Origin of the sequence: Cronobacter malonaticus LMG 23826 (assembly GCF_001277215.2) — a bacterium.
Classification (GTDB): Bacteria; Pseudomonadota; Gammaproteobacteria; order Enterobacterales; family Enterobacteriaceae; genus Cronobacter; species Cronobacter malonaticus.
In genome coordinates, this window is record NZ_CP013940.1 from 1,631,165 (window position 1) to 1,649,522 (window position 18,358).

An 18,358-nucleotide genomic window follows, 5' to 3' on the forward strand; every position below is an offset into this window, starting at 1 on the left:
TATTCCCTGTGCCTCTTTTTGAGGCAACTTTCATTAAAATGTCATTATTTTGGTGCAGAGAAAAATTGTCTTGTACAATTTTTTCTGATTTGTACATTATTTACTGCCGTCAGGCTGTAATAAAGCCTCGTTAAAATGAAGTTTAACCACATTTATGAATAAGCTTTTGCAGAAATAATAACAGCGTGAAAAATACTCTGTGTACTCTCACGTGTCGCCTGGACGAACCGAAGTTATTGAGCTACTTTTAAAAAAGTGCATTCTGGCTTATCGCCAGAACCGGGTGGCGAGGTCACTGATATGGGGCTTCGTACGCCCGTTCTGTGCTTTATTGTCAGGCACATAGCGATCTGTTGAGGAATCTGTGCGACAGATCGTGCAGCGTATAAAAATGGCTTGCCATTGTTTACGTTGTATGTGATAACAAGTTTTGGGTTAAACGAGGTACAGTTCTGTTTATGTGTGGCATTTTCAGTAAAGAAGTCCTGAGTAAACACGTTGTCGTTGAATACCGCTTCTCTGCCGAACCTTATTTTAGTGCCTCAAGCAGTAATGTCTCAGTTTTATCTAAGTCAGCGCCTGCGGGCGAACAAAACAATTGAAGGAATTTGCGAAATGGCAAAGATTAAAGGTCAAGTTAAGTGGTTCAACGAATCTAAAGGTTTTGGTTTCATTACTCCTGCTGACGGCAGCAAAGACGTGTTCGTACACTTCTCTGCAATCCAGGGTAATGGCTTCAAAACTCTGGCTGAAGGCCAGAACGTTGAGTTCGAGATTCAGGACGGTCAGAAAGGTCCGGCAGCTGTTAACGTAGTTGCTATCTAATCGCACTTAAACTGACCCGGTGCCTTGTTTCACCGGCCAGCTATTTTAAAGCCCCGCCCACTGGCGGGGCTTTTTCATGTCTGACGCGTATCAGCGTTTCCCCGTCTGCCGAATCACGTTACACTTCGCGTTTTGCGCTGTTTCGGAGTCTCCATGTCTTTTATTTGCCCCCTTTGTCATTTGCCCTTACAGCCGCAAGCGAAAAGTTTCCGCTGCGCAAGTCACCACCAGTTTGATATCGCAAAGGAAGGGTACGTGAATCTTCTCCCGGTGCAGCATAAGCGCTCACGGGATCCGGGCGACAGTACCGAAATGATGCAGGCGCGCCGCGCATTTCTCGATGCCGGGCATTACGCGCGGCTTCGCGAGCGCACCGCACAATTGCTGAATGAGCGCCTGCCGCAAAGCGATGCCACACTGCTGGATATTGGCTGTGGGGAAGGGTATTACACTAGCGCGTTTGCCGCGCTCACCACCACCCGCGGTGGGCAGAGCTTTGGGCTTGATGTGTCGCGAAGCGCCATTCGTTTTGCCGCGAAGCGTTATACCGATATTTCGTTTTGCGTGGCATCCAGCCACCGGTTGCCTTTTTCGGACGCCTTTTTCGATGCTGTGGTGCGCATTTACGCGCCCTGCAAAGCTGAAGAGCTGGCGCGCGTAGTGAAACCCGGCGGCGTGGTGGTAACCGTTACGCCTGGGCCGCGTCATCTTGTTCAGCTCAAAGGGCTTATCTATGACGAAGTACGGCTGCATGCGCTGAATGAAGAGTCGCTGCCTGGCTTTACGCTCGCGGAAGAACAGGCGTTACGCTATGAGATGAGCCTGAATGGCGATGAGGCGACGACGCTTTTACAGATGACGCCGTTCGCCTGGCGCGCGCGCCCCGAAGTGTGGGCGGCGCTAAAAGAACAAACGGCGTTTGGCTGTGAAACCGATTTTTGCCTGCGCGTCTGGCAGCGCGAGGGCTAACCCGCGAAATGGCTCCAGAGGATCTGGCAGCCAATACCGATAAGCACCACGCCGCCAAGAATCTCTGCCCGCTTACCCAGCAGCGGGCCGATAAAGCGGCCAACCATCATGCCGAGCGTTGACATAATCAGCGTGGCGCAGCCAATGGCGAGCGCGGTTTTCACAATATCGACCTGCAGGAAGGCGAGGCCAACGCCAACGGCCATCGCATCAAGGCTAGTGGCGAATGCTGTTGTCACCAGCAGCCAGAAGCTGTGGCGGCGGATTTTCTCAGGTTCTTCCTCACAGCCGCGCACGCCTTCGATAATCATTCTGCCCCCAAGAAACGTCAGCAGGACAAACGCTATCCAGTGGTTCCAGGTCAGAACAAACTGGGTCGCCAGCAGGCCCAGCAGCCAGCCAACCAGCGGCGTGATGGCTTCGATTACGCCAAAGATCAGTCCCGTGCGGAGCGCTTCAGAAAATTTGGGTTTATGGAGTGTGGCGCCTTTGCCGATGGAAGCCGCGAATGCGTCCATGGACATACCGAAGGCAAGAAGCAGGGTTGCAGAAAGATTCATTACTCAGTCCTGACCGGGATCACCATATACACGCCGACCGCCCCCAGTAAAAAGCGGCCGCGTGCCTATGGTCTCGCCTGACTGAAAAGGCTTCAGTCCGTACGCACCACGTTTTGCAACGAGTATGTTGATGCGTACATTTCCAAAAGGAAATTGGCTACTCCCCAATGACGGGCGCAACCTTACCATATTCCAGACGGCAAAGACAATAATTAGAGAATAACCTTTTAGATATAAATGAGAATGGTTTTCGCTTAATAGCAGAGGCGTGACGAGCTTGTTAAGAATAATGGAAATGTTCGGAACGGAAATATAGCACGGGCTATACACATGGTTATTTTTTGCACGCAAAAATAGCCTGTGCTATATTTTTAACTCACTGATTATTAATCATAAAATGATAAATCCTCTCCAGGTCATCGATATTCTTTACACGGATAAGCAAGCGGCGTTTAGCTAATTGTATTACCAGTACGCCATCTTCGGATAAATTCATAGCCTTAATGTGGTTATATTTCACCCAGCCACCAGCAAAGTAAAAGCCTTCACGCTTGAAGCGTATTTGCGGCTCTCTGATCCAGAAAAGATAAATTGCGAGCAAGCCCAGCGCGCCCAACAGCCAGGTAGTGAGCAGAGCGCCGTGCGACGCAATGTTCTGCCAGATAAGGATGGCGACCAGGCCGGTAAAAATCAGGCTGTCGGCACGCCCGCGTTTGAGCAGCGGTACACGCAGCAGCGTTTTTCCGTGGCGGCGCTCGGTTCCCCACTGGTCATAAATGGCCCAGCCCAGCAGCGCGATAATAAAAATCACCAGAACGCCATTTGTCAGCGTCATGCCGTCTCCCTTAAATAAAAAAGCCGGGAGCCACTGGCCCCCGGCGTATTACATTAACCGTTACTGACCGAGCAGGCCGACCGCGTAACCGGCGATACCAATCACGAAGAACCCGACGATGATCCACAGCGGGTTCACTTTCTTACGCAGTAACCACATGCATGCGAAGGTCAGCAGCAGCGGCACCAGGCCCGGCATCAGCTGATCAAGGATCGTCTGCACTGTCGTGACTTTCACCGCGCCGTTCTGATCGGTAACACGCGATACCACGAGCGGAATGTTGACGTGCGTCCACTTGTTAACCAGCGCCCCCATCACAAACAGGCCGAGAATTGACGCCCCCTCGGTCAGTTTTTGCAGGAAGCCGCCGCCCATATCTTTCACGATATCGACGCCTTTACGGTAGCCATACGCCACACCGTAGTAGCGTGTGGCGAGACGCACCAGGTTAAACAGCACAAAGAACAGTAGCGGGCCGAGCAGGCTGCCGCTCATGGCGATGCCTGCGCCGAGCGCCGCGAACACCGGACGCACCGTTCCCCAGAAAATCGGGTCGCCAACGCCCGCGAGCGGCCCCATCAGGCCCACTTTGATACCGTTAATCGCGCCGTCGTCGATCTCCGCGCCGTTCGCGCGTTGCTCCTCCATGGCAAGCGTTACGCCGAGCACCGGCGCTGCCACATACGGATGGGTGTTAAAAAACTCCAGATGGCGTTTAATCGCCTGACGACGCGCTTCGTTATTCTCAGGATAAAGGCGACGAATCGCCGGTATCATCGAGAAGCAGAAGCCAAGCGCCTGCATACGTTCAAAGTTCCACGATCCCTGGAAGAGGTTAGAGCGGATAAACACGCCGCGCACATCGCCCGGGGTCAGTTTTTTCTCACCAGTTGTTTTCGTCATATCAACCATGTCGCTCACCTGTTAATCCAGTTCGTTATCAAGATCGTTCGCGCCAGCAGTGTGCGCGGGTGCCGCTGCGGAGCGGTTATATTTCGGGCTAAGCTGAATATAGAGCACCGCCATAACAGCACCGATGACGCCCAGCGCCACGAGGTTGAAGTTGGTGAACGCGGCGGTAACGAAGCCGAGATAGAAGAATGGCATCAGGTAGCCCGCGCGCATCATGTTAATGACCATGGCGTAACCAACCACCACGATCATGCCGCCCGCGATGTTCAGGCCGCCGGTCACGACTTGCGGGATAGCACTGAGCATACTTTGCACTTCGCTGGTACCGACGGAAATCGCCACGATAACGGCCGGGATAGCGATACGCATTGCCTGTAAGAACAACGACGAGACGTGGATCCAGGATAGCGCCGTGAGGTTGCCGTTTTCGGCGGCTTTATCCGCGGCATGCTGGAAACCGACGGTAATGGTACGCACGATGATGGTCAGCACCTGGCCTGCCGCAGCCAGCGGAATCGCCAGCGCGATACCCGCGCCGATGCTCTGGTGCCCGGCGATAACCAGAATGGTCGAGATGATAGACGCCAGCGCGGCGTCAGGCGCCACGGCGGCACCGATGTTCATCCAGCCCAGCGCTATCATCTCCAGCGTACCGCCGATGATGATGCCGGTTTTCATATCCCCCAGTACGGCCCCGACCAGGGTACAGGCCACCAGCGGGCGGTGGAACTGAAATTCATCAAGCACCGATTCCATACCCGCGATACAGGCGACGATGAACACCAGCACAATCTGAAGAGTGGTAATCTCCATTGTACTTCTCCTGTGATATCAAACTTACGTGTAAGAACTGAGTAATCGTTAAGCAGCAATGCCGTTATTTCGTAGCTTTGCTGAGTAAATCCATCATTTTTAAGCGGGGATCGTTAGAGACTTTCCGCACTTCCAGCTCAATGCCGCGCGCGTTGAGTTTCTTAAAGGCTTCGATATCTTTCTCATCGACAGACACCGCGTTATTCACCTGAGTTTTACCCTGGCGATAGGCCATCCCGCCAATATTAACGGAGGTGATTTTGACGCCGCCTTCCACGATGCGCTCAACGTCGGTCGGGTTGGTGAACAGCAGCATCACGCGCTCGCCCGCATATTTCGGGTTGTTGTAAACGCGGATCATTTTGGCGACATCCACCACATGCGCGGTGACGCCTGGCGGAGCCACCTGAGTGAGCAGCGTTTTACGTACGTTGTCGGCGGCGACTTCATCGCTCACCACAATAATGCGCGAAACGTTGGTCTCTTTTGTCCAGCGGGTGGCGACCTGGCCGTGGATAAGACGGTCGTCGATACGTGCGAGGCCGATGACCATATAGTCGTTCGGTCCCATCGGTCTGGCAGGTGCCGCCGCTTTAGGGGCAGGTGCTGCGGGAGCCGCTTTTTCATCGGGTTTGGCTTTCAGGGCTTTTACGCCTTCACGGCCCGTTTCAACGGCAATCGCCACCAGTTCATCGAAAGCCGGATCGTCATCGCGCGCCATTAAGGTTTCGACGAGCATCGGGATATTCACCCCGGCGACGACTTCATAGTTGGGCTTGTCCACCACAATGCGGCTCGCCGCGTTAAACGGACTGCCGCCCCAGGTATCCACCAGAAAGACAACGCCTTTGCTGGTGTCCAGTTTTTCGAGCTGTGCATTATATTTTTCGATCAAGGTTTCCGCATTTTCGCCGGGAACGAAATCGATCCAGCCGACATTTTCCTGCTCGCCCAACAGCATTTCCGCTGTTTTGAGCAGTTGTTCGGCCGCCCAGCCATGCGTGCCTATGACAATAGCAATGGTCACTTGCTACCTCCGTGGTTATTGTCAATGCCCTTACAGGCACCGCTAACAGTGATTCGCTTATCGAATCGATTCAGATAAGGATTTGTAAGCTTTCAGAACCTAAGCACGATTTATTTTAGAAGGCGAAAAAATAATGTATGTGATGAAGGTCTGTAATTTTGCCATCAAAACAAGGCATTCGGCGTCCGGGCAAAATATGCGCGCTTTTTATGTCACACGGATTGCAAATTCTGGTAAATCTTTGCCAAAGGCTATTACGCTTTGTTAAGGTAGATTTCCGATTAACTAACAGGAGTAGCGGGCAGCAGCCCACCGTATGGACCGTCACCGACGTCTTTTCTTTTCCTGGCTTTCATCAGCCGTCATGTCACAAGGCTTTCGCCTTAACTCTCTGATAAATCATGTCAAAGCGCCCGACATCGTTGGGGTGCCGTTTAGTCATTCCTTGCGCAGGAGCCTGTTATGGAATTCTTAATGGACCCCTCGATTTGGGTGGGCTTAGCAACGCTTGTGGTGCTGGAGATTGTTCTCGGCATCGACAACCTGGTGTTTATCGCCATTCTCGCGGACAAACTGCCGCCGAAGCAGCGCGATAAAGCACGTCTGATAGGTTTATCCCTGGCGCTGGTGATGCGTCTGGGGCTGCTGTCGCTGATCTCCTGGATGGTGACGCTTACCCGTCCGCTCTTCAGCGTGTGGGAGTTAAGCTTCTCCGGCCGTGATTTGATCATGCTGTTCGGTGGTCTGTTCCTGCTGTTCAAGGCCACGACAGAACTCCATGAGAGGCTGGAAAACCGCCAGCATAATGACAGCCACGGCAAAGGCTACGCCAGCTTCTGGGTCGTGGTGGCGCAGATTGTGGTGCTGGACGCCGTCTTCTCGCTGGATGCCGTGATCACGGCGGTAGGCATGGTGAACCATCTGCCGGTGATGATGGCTGCGGTCGTGATTGCGATGGGCGTCATGCTGCTCGCCTCGAAGCCGCTCACCAACTTCGTCAACGCGCATCCGACGGTCGTGGTGCTCTGTCTGAGCTTCCTGCTCATGATCGGTCTGAGCCTGGTGGCGGAAGGTTTCGGTTTCCATATTCCGAAAGGCTACCTCTACGCGGCGATTGGCTTCTCTATCATCATTGAGTTCTTCAACCAGATTGCACGTCGCAACTTCCTGAAGCATCAGTCCAACCTGCCGCTGCGCGCACGTACGGCAGAGGCGATTCTGCGTCTGATGGGCAACCATCGTCGTCCGGCCCCGGTCAGCGAAACCGAGCATCACACCGTGGTGCCGGTGCATGACGAGGCGTTTGCCGAAGAAGAGCGTTACATGATTAACGGCGTGCTGACGCTGGCGTCCCGCTCGCTTCGCAGCATCATGACGCCACGTGGCGAAATCAGCTGGGTTGACGCCAACCGCAGCGTGGATGAGATTCGCGAGCAGTTATTGTCGTCACCGCACAGCCTGTTCCCGGTGTGTCGCGGCGAGCTTGATGAAATCATCGGCGTGGTGCGTGCCAAAGAACTGCTGATGGCGCTGGAAGAGGGCGTTGACGTCGCGGCCATCGCTTCGGCGACGCCGGTGATTGTGGTGCCGGAAACGCTGGACCCGATCAACCTGCTTGGCGTGCTGCGCCGCGCGCGCGGCAGCTTTGTTATCGTCAATAACGAGTTTGGTGTGGTGCAGGGGCTGGTCACGCCGCTGGACGTGCTGGAGGCGATTGCCGGGGAATTCCCGGACGCCGACGAAACACCGGAAATCGTTCACGATGGCGACGGCTGGCTGGTGAAAGGCTCGACCGATCTCCATGCGCTGCAACAGACGCTGGATCTTCCGTCACTGGTCAATGACGAAGAGGATATCGCGACGGTCGCCGGGCTGGTGATTGCCATTAACGGGCAGATCCCGCGCGTTGGCGACGAGCTGGCGATGCCGCCGCTGCGTATTACCATCGTTGAGGCGAACGCCTACCGCGTTGACCTGGTGCGCGTGGTGAAAGATACGCCAGCGCACGACGAAGAAGAGTAACCGTCAGACCATCGGCGCTGGCAGACTGCGGCGCCAGAACGGCGTGCCCGGATGGGCGCGCCGTTCTTCCAGCCACTGCGGGAGCGCACTCAGCGGCATTGGATGCGCGAACAGATAGCCCTGCAACACCGGCACGCCGAGGCGGCATAAATAGGCGGCCTGCTCTTCGGTCTCCACGCCTTCTGCCACCAGTTCAATCTTCAGCCTTCTCGCCATTGCGATAATAATGTCCGTTACGGTCGAATTCACCGCGTCGGTACCGATAGCGGCGGTGAAGCGTTTGTCCATTTTCAGCACGTCCGGGCTGAGTGTTTCGAGATAGGAGAGCGAGCTTTGGCCTGTGCCGAAATCGTCGATCGCCAGTTTTACGCCGAGCTTGCGCAAATCATGCGCCACCCGGTAATCCACTTCCGGCAACGCGTCGCGCTCCGTGAGCTCCAGAAACAGCGTCTGTACCGGGCAGTGCGGATACCAGTAGCGCTTCAGATCGTCAATAATCACGCCGTCGTGAAAGTGGCTCGCCGCGATATTCACCCCGATATGAAAATCCGCAGAGGCCGGAAAATAGTGGCGCTGCGCGGCGGTTTTCGTCAGCACATAGCGCGTCAGCGCGTTAATCATCCTGAGCTGTTCGGCAAGCGGAATAAACACGTCCGGTGCAATGGGCCCGAGGCGCGGATTGTTCCAGCGCAGCAGCAGTTCCACGCCCGTACACTCGCCGGTTTTACCGCTCACCAGCGGCTGGCAGTACACTTCAAACTCATTGTTGGCGATGCCGAGATTAATCTCCCAGGAGAAGCTCATCCGTCTGGCCGTCGCAAGCCAGGCGATATAGCCAATCAGCAGGCTTAACAGTACCGCGAGCGGCAACTGGCCCGGCATATTTTTCAACGCCAGCGCGTCCGGGGAAGGGCCGCGCAGCGTCACTGAAAACGGATAGCGGCTGGAGATTTGCTGGTATGGCGTCAGCCCGTCGGGAGCAGGCGTCGTTTCCATGAGACCCCGCCCATACTCCAGATGCTCGCCTGCCACATCAAACAGCACATGTTCAATCACCGGCGGATCCGGGCTCAGCATGAGGCTTGCGATAAATTCGATATTCACCGACTGCAACACGCCTGACTGGCCGTTATCAATAGATGGCGTCCAGAGAAGGAGTATCGGGCTTCCTTTGATTAAGGAGCTGTCACGCGAGAGCCGCATCAGTGGTTTTGGCGCAGGTAAATGCGGCTGTAACTGATGCACCGGCACGTTGCGTTCGCCAAAAATGCTGGAGCAATAGAGCGTGCCGTCGCTCACCAGCGCAATGGTCCGTACGGTCTGGAGGCTGGCCGCCATTTCGCGCAACTGGCGATGCACCTGCTGGCACGGCATGCCGATGAGCGGCAGCAGCGCGGTGCGCGCGGCGTCCAGCGGCACCAGCAACTCTTCCAGCGTTTCCACCGCACGGGCGGCATAGCGTGTGGTCTCGTACCGGTACTGTTTACGGTCGGCAAGATAGCGTATTCCCAGCGTGACGATTAACGCCAGCAGGGCGAGGGCAATACACAAAATCAACCGCCGGCGGCGGTAAGCCCGGATAATACGCTGCGCTTTTTGCATAGGCTCTATCTCTCAGACTCATCTGAGTTATTAAGGCGGAATGTTAAGAGTGTAGTGGGCGTTGACGCGACGGGAGGAATAAAAGGCGGGCTGGGATAAAAAAAGCGCCGCGGGTGCGGCGCTTCAGGGCATTAATCGCACTGAACCTTAATGGCCAGGCCGCCACGTGACGTTTCACGGTATTTAGCGTTCATATCTTTGCCGGTTTCATACATGGTCTCGATAACCTTATCGAGTGAGACGCGCGGCTCGCTGGTACGGCGCATCGCCATACGCGCGGCGTTAATCGCCTTCACGGAGGCAATCGCGTTACGCTCGATACACGGCACCTGTACCTGGCCCGCGACCGGATCGCAGGTAAGGCCGAGGTTATGTTCCATACCGATTTCCGCCGCCACGCAAACCTGTTCCGGGCTGGCGCCCAGCAGTTCCGCAAGGCCCGCCGCCGCCATGGAACAGGCAACGCCCACTTCGCCCTGGCAACCCACTTCGGCACCAGAAATAGAGGCGTTCATTTTATACAGCGCGCCGATTGCGCCCGCCGCCAGGAAGTAGCGGATGTAAATATCGGGGCTGACCGACTCGATAAAGTGGTCATAGTAGGCCAGCACCGCCGGTACGATGCCGCACGCGCCGTTGGTCGGCGCGGTAACCACGCGCCCACCCGCGGCGTTCTCTTCGTTCACGGCGAGCGCAAACATATTTACCCAGTCGACCACAATCATCGGATCGTTGGAGAGTTTATCGCTGGAAACCAGCATACGGCGCAGCGCAGAGGCGCGACGCGGTACGCGCAGCGGGCCGGGAAGCACGCCTTCGGTATTCATGCCGCGATCGATACAGGCGCGCATGGTCTGCCAGACGTCCGCAAAATAGTCTTCAATCTCTTTTTTGCTGTGCAGCGCCAGTTCGTTTTTCATCACCAGGCCGGAGAGCGACAGGCCGGTTTCTTTGCAATGCGCCAGCAGATCTTTAGCGGAGTGGAACGGATACGGCACGCTCACTTCATTGCTGGCGGTTTTGCCGAAATGTTCTTCATCGACGATAAAGCCGCCGCCGATGGAGTAATAGGTTTTGCTGTAGATCTCTTTCTCGCCGCTGTACGCGTGAATGGTCATGCCATTTTCATGCAGCGGCAGGTTGTCGCTCTGAAAACGCATCCCGTTATCTTGCGGGAAATCCACTTCGTGAGCGCCCTGCGCGAGAAGCAGGCGACCGCGGGTTTCGACGTCACGGATAAACGCAGGTATGGCGTCGATATCCACCGTGGCGGGTTCATTGCCTGCCAGGCCCATAATAATGGCGATATCGGTATGGTGGCCTTTGCCGGTCAATGAGAGCGAGCCGTAGACGTCCACCGCAACGCGGGTCACGTCCTGCAATAATCCTTTTTCGACCAGGTCATCGACGAACTGCTTCCCGGCTTTCATCGGACCTACCGTATGGGAAGAGGAGGGGCCAATGCCCACCTTAAACATGTCGAATATACTAATCACGTGGTAACTCCTGACAGAGTCATTTGCTCTGCAAATGACGGTGTGAAAACAGCGCATAGTGTAAAAGGTTATTGTGCTGCGCAGTTAACTATTCACATGAATTAAACTAATGAATAAGGCGAGGCCGCCTAATAAAGTGCTGCGGATCGCACTTTTCACCCACAATAATAGTCAGGGTTTCTCACCGATTTGTAGTGCCAGCTCACGAATAATGCCTGCGGTCATGCCCCAGACAAAATAGTGCTGATACCAGGAGAGCCAGACGCGGTGGTGATTGCCGCGCCGGTGGATGTCTAGCGGGTGATAGCGCCCGAGCCGCAGCGCCTCGGCAAGCGGCATCTCAAAAACCGCCGCCACTTCATCTTCACTGGCGTGATACGGCAGATCCGGCGGGATAATGCCCACTACGGGCGTCACCTGAAAACCGGTCACGCTGTCGACCGGCGGCAGCACGCCGATAACCTCGACTGCCTCGGGCGGGATAGCCACTTCTTCCTGCGCTTCACGCAGCGCCGCCGCGATTAGCGAGGCGTCGGTGTCATCCACCGCACCGCCGGGGAAGGCCACCTGGCCTGCGTGTTTGCGAAGCGTGGCGGCGCGCTTCGTCAACAGCAGGCCTGGCTCCGGGCGGCGCACCACCGGCACCAGCACGGCAGCCTGGCGCTGATTCAGGCTGGATCTGTTTACCTGCGGGCGCAGGAGCTGGAAACGCGATAAAAACCGGTCGAGCGTCAGCGGGCTATTCTCCATCGTTACCTCTCTAAGGCATGCAGGATACGATTAACTTTATCAAAAGTTTCCTGATATTCCGCCGCTTCCTCGCTGTCGGCCACGATGCCGCCGCCCGCAGAGCAGTAAAGTGTGCCGTTTTCCGCCGTCAGCGTGCGGATGGTAATGCTGGTGTCCATCGCGCCGCAGAAGCTGAGATAACCGATGCTCCCGCACCAGGCGTTGCGCCGCTGCGGCTCCAGCTCTTCGATAATTTCCATCGCCCGCACTTTGGGCGCGCCGGTGATAGAACCGCCAGGGAAGCTCGCGCGCAGGAGATCGGTGGCGTGAAGCGATGGCGGTAGCGTCGCGGTAATGGTGCTGACCAGATGATGCACCGCCGGAAACGGCTCAACCACGAACAGCTCCGGCACTTTCACGCTGCCAGGCGTCGCCACGCGGCCAATGTCGTTACGCAGCAGATCGACAATCATCAGGTTTTCGGCGCGATCTTTAGGCGATTGTGCGAGCCGTAAAGCCTGGCGCGCATCGTCCTCAGGATCGGACAAACGCGGCAGCGTGCCTTTAATGGGGCGCGTTTCAATAGCGCCGTCATGCAGACGGATAAACCGCTCCGGCGACAGGCTTAAAATCGCCTGTTCCGGCAGGCGCAGAAAGGCGCTAAACGGCGCGCGGTTAGCGGCATTGAGCGTTAAAAATGCCTGCCATTCGCTGCCTTCATACTGCGCGCAAAACCGCTGCGCCAGATTGACCTGATAGCAGTCGCCGCTTCGCAGATACGCCTGCACCTGGCGGAATTTCTCGCCATATTCCTCGCGCGTCATGTTTGAGCGCCACGGCGAGGTTAAGCGAAACGGCTCAGTTTCTGCGGGCTGCTGTGCGTTAAGCCAGGCGAGACGCGCTTTCGCATCGCCGTAGCAGAGCAGCGTCAGGCGCTCGCGATGGTGATCGGCTATCAGCGCCCAGTCATAGATGCCGACCGCCATATTCGGCGTGTTGAGATCGGCGCTGGCCTGTGATGGCAGCCGCTCGAAGCGTCGCCCGAGATCGTAGCCAAACAGCCCGAGCGCGCCGCCCTGAAAGGGAAAATCCTCAGCTGGTACGGGTGAAAACGGAAAGCGCGCCAGCGCCGCGTGCAGCAGACGCAGCGGATCGTCGTCGCTCTGCTGGCAACCCTCTGCGTCTTGCGTCATAGTGAGCGCCCCCCGCGTGGTCAGCGTGACGCGCGGGTCGGCCACCAGAATGTCGAAACGGTTGTGGGCGTGCTCGGCAAAACCCGAGTGCAGCAGCATCGCCCACGGCTGATGTTGTAGCGCAGAAAAGGTCTGTTGCAGCGCATCGGCGCGCCAGGGCAGGGAGATCAGTTCGGGAGTCAGGTTCGTATTCATCAGGACGACAATTAACAACGGCGTGGGGCGTCTGGCGCCCGCACGCACGGCGTGAAATAATTGAACGCATCAATGTAACAGGAGTCAGCGATGTTTGCAGGTTTACCTTCTCTCACCCATGAACAGCAGCAGCAAGCGGTTGAACGTATTCAGGAGCTGATGTCGCAGGGCATGAGCAGCGGCGAAGCCATCGCACAGGTGGCGCAGGAGATCCGCGCCACCCATCAGGGCGATCGCATCGTCGCGCGTTTTGAAGACGACGACGAAGAGGAATAAACGCACCACACCAGGAAAAGGTAGCGACAATTTTTTTGTCCCTGCTGACGTGTTATCGTGCCCGGCACGCATAATAACGTCAGATATCATCATACTTCGCGTCCCTGTCCGGCAGGGACGCTGAGCTTAGGGACAGAGCTTTATGGCCTTTACACCTCACACCCCGCCCGCTTCACGGCTGAAAATCATCGCGACCGGCAAGGCGCTGCCGGAACACCTTATTACTTCCGCCGAACTCGACAGCCGCCTTGGCAAGCGAACCGGTTATGTCGAGCGCCGCTCAGGGATTCTGCACCGCTATCATGCCGCGAACGACGACAGCCAGGCTGCGCTCGCCGCCGCCGCGCTGCATGACGCCTGCCAGCGTCACGCGATTAACCCCGACTCCATCGAGCTGCTGATCTCCGCCTCGGCCATCGCCGTTCAGGCGCTGCCCTGTTCAGCGGTGCACGTGATGAAAGCCGCAGGCTTACCGGCAGGCACGGCGGGGTTTGACATCAACAGCAGCTGCGTGAGTTTCATCAGCGCCATACAGGTGGCGTCGGCGCTGTTAACGAACGGCGCTTATCGCCGTATCGCGATTGTGTCGGCGGATATCGCCTCGCGCGGGATCGACTGGCAGCATGAGGAGTCGTCGCTTATTTTCGGTGACGGTGCCGCCTGCGCCATTGTTGAGGCGGGCGATGGTCGTTCTGGCATTCTGGCCATGAAATCGGAAACCTACCCGCAGGGCAGCGAGCTGTGCGAGATCCGCGCTGGCGGCACGCGTAAAAACCCCCGCGCCGGGATGGAGGAGAGCGACTTTCTGTTTCATATGCAGGGCAAAGCGCTGTTCCGCCAGGCCTCGCTGCTGATCGATGGCTTCTGGCAGCGGCTGCTTGACGCCGCCGGGCTAACGCTTAATGAGATAGCCACCGTGGTGCCGCATCAGGCGAGCCATTTGTCGCTTGAGCATATGCGTAAACGCCTGAAAGTGAAGCCGCAGGTGCTGGTGGATATTTACCGCCAGCACGGTAATCAGGTGGCGGCCTCGATTCCCACCGCGCTCCACGAAGCGTTTACCACCGGGCGTGTGAAACCGGGCGAGCCGATAATGCTGGTCGGCACGGCTGCGGGGTTAACGCTCGCCGGTATGGTGCTGCTGCCATGAAGTACCTGGTGACGGGTGCCACCAGCGGGCTTGGTCGCAACGCGGTTGAGGCGCTGCTCGCGCAGGGCTGTGACGTGCGCGCGACGGGGCGTGACGAAAAGGCTGGGGCTGAACTGGCCGCGCTCGGCGCACAGTTCGTACCGCTGGAGCTTGCGCAGGCCGATGACGCCCGCTGCGATGCGTTAATGCAGGGCTGTGATGTGGTCTGGCACTGCGCGGCCAAATCGTCGCCGTGGGGCAGCGCGCAGGCGTTTCACGCGGTGAATGTCGCGGCCACCGAACGGCTGGCCCATGCTGCCGCGCGGGCGGGCGTCACGCGTTTTATTCATATCTCCACGCCAGCTATCTATTTCGATTTCCGCCATCACCACAATGTGGATGAACACTACCGGGCTGCCCGCTTTGCCTGTCATTACGCCAGCAGTAAATATGCGGCGGAGCAGGCCATTCAGGCGGCGGCAAGGCAATTTACGCACGTCACGTTTATTATTCTGCGCCCGCGCGGGCTGTTCGGCGCGCACGATCGCGTCATCATTCCCCGCCTGCTGCGCCAGCTTGAGGCCGACCGCGGCGTGTTGCGTCTGCCGCGCGGCGGCGAGGCGCTGCTGGATTTAACCTGGGTCGGCAATGTGGTGCATGCGATGCGTCTCGCCACCGACACGCCGGGTCTCCTCTCCGGTGAAGCGTTCAATATTACCAATCATGAGCCGCAGCGGCTGGTAGAGATGCTCGGCAGTCTGCTGCGCGATGAGCTTCGGTTACAGTATCGGGTGGCGTCGGTGCCCTGGCCGCTGCTCTCGCTCGTGGCACAGGGCATGGAAATCCACGGACATCTCACCGGCACGGAACCGCGCCTGACGCGCTACAGCGCGGGCACCGTCAGTTTTGATATGACGTTAAGCCAGGAGAAAGCCATCACCCGGCTCGGCTACCGACCGCCGGTGTCGCTGGCGGACGGCGTGCGGCTTACCGGCGCCTGGCTGCGCGAAAGGAGAGGCTGAATGGCCACGATTACGACGTTTGAAACGGGTTACTGCACCCATCTGGGCTGTATCGCGCTAAAGGGCGCGGCATGGAAAACCTGTAAATTTCCGGCCCGCGCGAGCCTTATCGACGCGGGCGGCAAACGCTGGCTGTGGGATACCGGCTACGCCTCGTGGTTTGACGACTACACCCGCCGCGGGATCTATCAACTTTATCGCCGCGTGACGCCGGTTTACTTCTCCCCGGAACAGTCGCTGGTGCGCCAGCTTGCGGAGAAAGGCTATCGCCCTGATGACATCGACGCCCTGATCCTCTCGCACTTTCACGCCGACCATATCGCCGGGCTGCGCGATTTCGCGGATAACCGCTTTATCTGCTCCGGCGAAGGCTGGGCGCAGACCCGCACGCTGCGCGGGTTTGCCGCGCTGCGCCAGGCGTTCGTGCCGGGGCTTATCCCGGAGAATTTTGAAAGCGCGGTCAGCTTTATCGAGGGCTTTGAGCGCGTGTCGTTGACCGCCGCACTCGCGCCGTTTGATACCGGCTTTTTATTGCCTGGCAGCAACGGCGAGGTGTTACTGGTGCCGCTGCCGGGCCACGCCGCCGGGCATATCGGCGCGTTTGTGCTGACGGATAACGGCTGGGTGCTGCTCGCGGCCGACGCCGCCTGGTCGCCGGTCAGCTACCGTGAACAGCGCGGCCCGTCGCGGCTCGCGAATCTGGTGATTGCCGATCCGGCGGCCGCTGCGCGCACGCTCGACTTACTGCACCAGCTCTGGCGCGACGGCGGCGCGGAGATCCGTCTCGCGCACGAGGGCGACCTGTGAATAAGCTCGCCATGCTCTGGCACTATTTCCGTGTTAAACGTCTGCGTTTTCAAAATCGCGCGGCGCTGGAGCGCTACCAGCAAAAACAGCTTGGGCGGTTTACCGCGCGCGTGCTGTCGAAAAGCCCGTGGTTCAGGCGCTACCGTACACTGCCGTTTGGCGAATGGCAGATAATGGACAAAGCGCTGATGATGGCGCATTTCGATGAGATGAACACCGGTGGCCTGAAAGCGGCGGACGTGATGGCGTGCGCGCTTAAAAGTGAAAACGACCGCAATTTTACGCCGACGGTCGGGCGCTACAGCGTGGGGCTGTCGAGCGGCACATCCGGGCGGCGCGGCATTTTCGCGGTCAGCCCCCAGGAGCAGGCGCTGTGGGCAGGTGCCATGCTCGCGAAAATGCTGCCTGACGGCCTGTTCGCCGGCGAGCGGGTGGCGCTCTTTTTGCGCGCTGACAATAACCTCTATCAGAGCGTGAACCACCGCTGGCTGAGCCTCGGTTTTTACGATCTCTTTGCGCCCTTCGACGCGCTGCTCACACGGCTTGAAGCCGAATCGCCGTCGATTATCGTTGCGCCTGCGCAGGTGTTGCGCGCGCTGGCGCTGGCCGTCCAGGCAGGCGAGCTTAAGATTGCGCCAAAGAAAGTCATTTCCGTGGCGGAAGTGCTCGACGCGCAGGACCGCGCGCTGCTGGAAAACGTTTTTCCTGACGTCGGCGAAGTGTATCAGGCGACCGAAGGCTTTCTCGCCGCCACCTGCGCGCACGGGGTATTGCACCTCAACGAGGCGTTTATCTTTGTTGAAAAAGAATGGCTGGATACGCGCCGTTTTGTCCCAATCATTACCGATTTTACCCGCACCACGCAGCCCATCGTGCGTTACCGGCTGGACGATGTGCTGACGGTACGCGAGACGCCGTGCGCCTGCGGGGATCCTTCGCTGGCGCTGGCGCATATTGAAGGGCGCCAGGACGATCAACTCCTGCTGCCGGATGGCCAGGGCGGCGAGCGCGCGATTTTCGGCGATCTCTGCAACCGGGCGCTGGCGCGCGTTCTGCCCTTCACGGCGGATTACCGGCTGATCCAGCACGGCGCGAAGCGCCTGACGCTCATCGTCGAGGCCGACGACGCACAGCGCGCGCAGGCGCAGGCTGCGCTGATAGCGCTTTTTGAACAACAGGGCGTGGCGTGCAGTGTCCTTCGCTGGACGCTTTTATCGCAGATCCCGCAAGCGCCCGCCGGGGCCAAGCGGCGGCGTATCGTGCGTGTAAGGGACTGCGCATGAACGAAACGGTTTATCGCCTGAAATCCCTGCTGCTGGGGTGGGGAAGCGTCGGCGTGGTCTACTTCACGACCGATCTGCTCCAGCGCGCCGGGCATAAGCTGCCGCCGTTGTGGTTCGATACGCTGCTGGATTTCACGCCCTCGGCCATCTGGCTCTATATGTCGTTTTTCCTGCTCGTTCCTGCGGGCTACTGGTTAACTCCGAGAGCAGAAGTGAAATGGCTGATGCGCGCCACGCAGCTGGCGGCGCTGTTTGCCGGCGTGATTTATCTGGCGTGGCCGACGACGATGGCCTATCCCGCCGTTAGCGGCGAGGGCATCAGCGCTGACGCGCTGCGTATCCTGCTGGCGGTGGATTCGCCGCAGAACTGTTTCCCGTCACTGCATATGGCGCTGACCCTGCTGATGGTCCGGGGCATCAGCAAGCGCGGGCAGTGGCGCTATACGCTGGCCGCTGTGCTCTGGGGCGCGGCGATTAGCGTGTCGATTTTGCAGCTGCGACGCCATCTGTTTGTCGATTTGGTCGGCGGCGTCGCGCTGACGCTGCTGGCAGGCATGCTGGCGCGAAGGATGCTGGCTCGTAAGGTGGCGCAAAGCGCCTTGCGATGGGAAGAGACGGAGAAGACAAAAAGAGAAGAGACCGCCACCGGCGAACGGTGACGGC

At 57.9% G+C, this 18,358-nt stretch carries 18 protein-coding genes, 1 pseudogene and 1 riboswitch; of the genes and pseudogenes, 10 read left to right on the plus strand and 9 right to left on the minus strand.

Going from position 1 to position 18,358, the window contains the following annotated elements; all coding sequences use genetic code 11:
• Positions 1-458: 458 nt before the first annotated feature.
• The 3 genes and pseudogenes from AFK66_RS21265 to rlmA all read left to right on the plus strand — a co-directional run.
• Positions 459-600: pseudogene (locus AFK66_RS21265) on the plus strand (DUF2627 domain-containing protein); the annotation flags it as partial.
• 15 nt (positions 601-615) lie between these two features.
• Complete coding sequence (gene cspE / locus AFK66_RS07705; protein ID WP_004386688.1) at positions 616-825, plus strand: transcription antiterminator/RNA stability regulator CspE; 210 nt, start codon at positions 616-618, stop codon at positions 823-825.
• 153 nt (positions 826-978) lie between these two features.
• Positions 979-1,794 (plus strand): 23S rRNA (guanine(745)-N(1))-methyltransferase, encoded by an 816-nt coding sequence (gene rlmA / locus AFK66_RS07710; RefSeq protein WP_032983448.1) that lies wholly within the window; start codon positions 979-981, stop codon positions 1,792-1,794.
• Here rlmA and mntP read toward each other — a convergent pair.
• From mntP to manX, 5 genes are all read right to left on the minus strand, one after another.
• A complete protein-coding gene (mntP, locus tag AFK66_RS07715; RefSeq protein ID WP_007775852.1) occupies positions 1,791-2,354 on the minus strand; it encodes a manganese efflux pump MntP in 564 nt (187 codons plus the stop codon). The genes rlmA and mntP overlap by 4 nt on opposite strands.
• A gap of 5 nt (positions 2,355-2,359) precedes the next feature.
• A riboswitch (yybP-ykoY riboswitch) is annotated at positions 2,360-2,532 on the minus strand.
• 198 nt (positions 2,533-2,730) lie between these two features.
• The gene (locus tag AFK66_RS07720; RefSeq protein WP_007775850.1) at positions 2,731-3,189 is read right to left on the minus strand and encodes a DUF986 family protein; all 459 of its coding nucleotides are present in this window, start codon (positions 3,187-3,189) and stop codon (positions 2,731-2,733) included.
• A 60-nt stretch (positions 3,190-3,249) separates the two neighbouring features.
• Positions 3,250-4,101 (minus strand): PTS mannose transporter subunit IID, encoded by an 852-nt coding sequence (locus AFK66_RS07725; protein ID WP_007775848.1) that lies wholly within the window; start codon positions 4,099-4,101, stop codon positions 3,250-3,252.
• Between the two features lie 12 nt (positions 4,102-4,113).
• Positions 4,114-4,914 (minus strand): PTS mannose/fructose/sorbose transporter subunit IIC, encoded by an 801-nt coding sequence (locus AFK66_RS07730; RefSeq protein WP_007775846.1) that lies wholly within the window; start codon positions 4,912-4,914, stop codon positions 4,114-4,116.
• 64 nt (positions 4,915-4,978) lie between these two features.
• Entirely contained in the window at positions 4,979-5,941 is a 963-nt protein-coding gene (gene manX / locus AFK66_RS07735; RefSeq protein WP_007775844.1) for a PTS mannose transporter subunit IIAB, read from the minus strand.
• 462 nt (positions 5,942-6,403) lie between these two features.
• On the opposite strand from manX, the gene yoaE reads away from it, so the two are divergent.
• Entirely contained in the window at positions 6,404-7,963 is a 1,560-nt protein-coding gene (yoaE, locus tag AFK66_RS07740) for a CNNM family cation transport protein YoaE (protein ID WP_032983449.1), read from the plus strand.
• Positions 7,964-7,966: 3 nt separating this feature from the next.
• Here the strand turns inward: yoaE and AFK66_RS07745 are convergent, their stop codons facing one another.
• The 4 genes from AFK66_RS07745 to pabB all read right to left on the minus strand — a co-directional run bounded on the left by AFK66_RS07745 (position 7,967) and on the right by pabB (position 13,178).
• Positions 7,967-9,565 (minus strand): EAL domain-containing protein, encoded by a 1,599-nt coding sequence (locus AFK66_RS07745; RefSeq protein ID WP_007775836.1) that lies wholly within the window; start codon positions 9,563-9,565, stop codon positions 7,967-7,969.
• A 131-nt stretch (positions 9,566-9,696) separates the two neighbouring features.
• A complete protein-coding gene (gene sdaA, locus AFK66_RS07750; RefSeq protein ID WP_032968250.1) occupies positions 9,697-11,061 on the minus strand; it encodes an L-serine ammonia-lyase in 1,365 nt (454 codons plus the stop codon).
• 171 nt (positions 11,062-11,232) lie between these two features.
• Positions 11,233-11,811 (minus strand): CoA pyrophosphatase, encoded by a 579-nt coding sequence (locus tag AFK66_RS07755; RefSeq protein WP_007775827.1) that lies wholly within the window; start codon positions 11,809-11,811, stop codon positions 11,233-11,235.
• Positions 11,812-11,813: 2 nt separating this feature from the next.
• Entirely contained in the window at positions 11,814-13,178 is a 1,365-nt protein-coding gene (gene pabB, locus AFK66_RS07760; protein WP_032968249.1) for an aminodeoxychorismate synthase component 1, read from the minus strand.
• A gap of 90 nt (positions 13,179-13,268) precedes the next feature.
• Between pabB and AFK66_RS07765 the strand changes: the two genes are divergently transcribed.
• From AFK66_RS07765 to AFK66_RS07790, 6 genes are all read left to right on the plus strand, one after another.
• Entirely contained in the window at positions 13,269-13,454 is a 186-nt protein-coding gene (locus AFK66_RS07765; protein WP_004384963.1) for a YoaH family protein, read from the plus strand.
• Between the two features lie 142 nt (positions 13,455-13,596).
• Complete coding sequence (locus AFK66_RS07770; RefSeq protein ID WP_007775817.1) at positions 13,597-14,604, plus strand: 3-oxoacyl-[acyl-carrier-protein] synthase III C-terminal domain-containing protein; 1,008 nt, start codon at positions 13,597-13,599, stop codon at positions 14,602-14,604.
• Positions 14,601-15,605: an NAD-dependent epimerase/dehydratase family protein gene (locus tag AFK66_RS07775; RefSeq protein WP_023898543.1), complete on the plus strand. Its 1,005-nt coding sequence runs from the start codon at positions 14,601-14,603 to the stop codon at positions 15,603-15,605. The genes AFK66_RS07770 and AFK66_RS07775 overlap by 4 nt, the downstream gene beginning before the upstream one ends.
• On the plus strand, positions 15,606-16,412 hold the full coding sequence (locus tag AFK66_RS07780; protein ID WP_007775812.1) for an MBL fold metallo-hydrolase: 807 nt from the start codon (positions 15,606-15,608) through the stop codon (positions 16,410-16,412). It begins immediately after the preceding gene.
• On the plus strand, positions 16,409-17,695 hold the full coding sequence (locus AFK66_RS07785) for a F390 synthetase-related protein (protein WP_007775810.1): 1,287 nt from the start codon (positions 16,409-16,411) through the stop codon (positions 17,693-17,695). Before AFK66_RS07780 ends, AFK66_RS07785 begins: the two co-directional genes overlap by 4 nt.
• Positions 17,692-18,354 (plus strand): phosphatase PAP2 family protein, encoded by a 663-nt coding sequence (locus AFK66_RS07790; protein WP_023898544.1) that lies wholly within the window; start codon positions 17,692-17,694, stop codon positions 18,352-18,354. Before AFK66_RS07785 ends, AFK66_RS07790 begins: the two co-directional genes overlap by 4 nt.
• Positions 18,355-18,358: the final 4 nt, after the last annotated feature.

Bases quoted from the DNA above. Each gene is read 5' to 3' on its own strand.
- mntP (WP_007775852.1), bottom strand. From the start codon at position 2,354: ATGAATCTTTCTGCAACCCTGCTTCTTGCCTTCGGTATGTCCATGGAC.
- AFK66_RS07755 (WP_007775827.1), bottom strand. From the start codon at position 11,811: ATGGAGAATAGCCCGCTGACGCTCGACCGGTTTTTATCGCGTTTCCAG.
- pabB (WP_032968249.1), bottom strand. From the start codon at position 13,178: ATGAATACGAACCTGACTCCCGAACTGATCTCCCTGCCCTGGCGCGCC.
- rlmA (WP_032983448.1), top strand. From the start codon at position 979: ATGTCTTTTATTTGCCCCCTTTGTCATTTGCCCTTACAGCCGCAAGCG.
- AFK66_RS07780 (WP_007775812.1), top strand. From the start codon at position 15,606: ATGGCCACGATTACGACGTTTGAAACGGGTTACTGCACCCATCTGGGC.
- AFK66_RS07720 (WP_007775850.1), bottom strand. From the start codon at position 3,189: ATGACGCTGACAAATGGCGTTCTGGTGATTTTTATTATCGCGCTGCTG.
- AFK66_RS07765 (WP_004384963.1), top strand. From the start codon at position 13,269: ATGTTTGCAGGTTTACCTTCTCTCACCCATGAACAGCAGCAGCAAGCG.
- cspE (WP_004386688.1), top strand. From the start codon at position 616: ATGGCAAAGATTAAAGGTCAAGTTAAGTGGTTCAACGAATCTAAAGGT.
- AFK66_RS07775 (WP_023898543.1), top strand. From the start codon at position 14,601: ATGAAGTACCTGGTGACGGGTGCCACCAGCGGGCTTGGTCGCAACGCG.
- yoaE (WP_032983449.1), top strand. From the start codon at position 6,404: ATGGAATTCTTAATGGACCCCTCGATTTGGGTGGGCTTAGCAACGCTT.
- AFK66_RS07725 (WP_007775848.1), bottom strand. From the start codon at position 4,101: ATGGTTGATATGACGAAAACAACTGGTGAGAAAAAACTGACCCCGGGC.
- AFK66_RS07790 (WP_023898544.1), top strand. From the start codon at position 17,692: ATGAACGAAACGGTTTATCGCCTGAAATCCCTGCTGCTGGGGTGGGGA.
- AFK66_RS07770 (WP_007775817.1), top strand. From the start codon at position 13,597: ATGGCCTTTACACCTCACACCCCGCCCGCTTCACGGCTGAAAATCATC.
- AFK66_RS07730 (WP_007775846.1), bottom strand. From the start codon at position 4,914: ATGGAGATTACCACTCTTCAGATTGTGCTGGTGTTCATCGTCGCCTGT.
- AFK66_RS07745 (WP_007775836.1), bottom strand. From the start codon at position 9,565: ATGCAAAAAGCGCAGCGTATTATCCGGGCTTACCGCCGCCGGCGGTTG.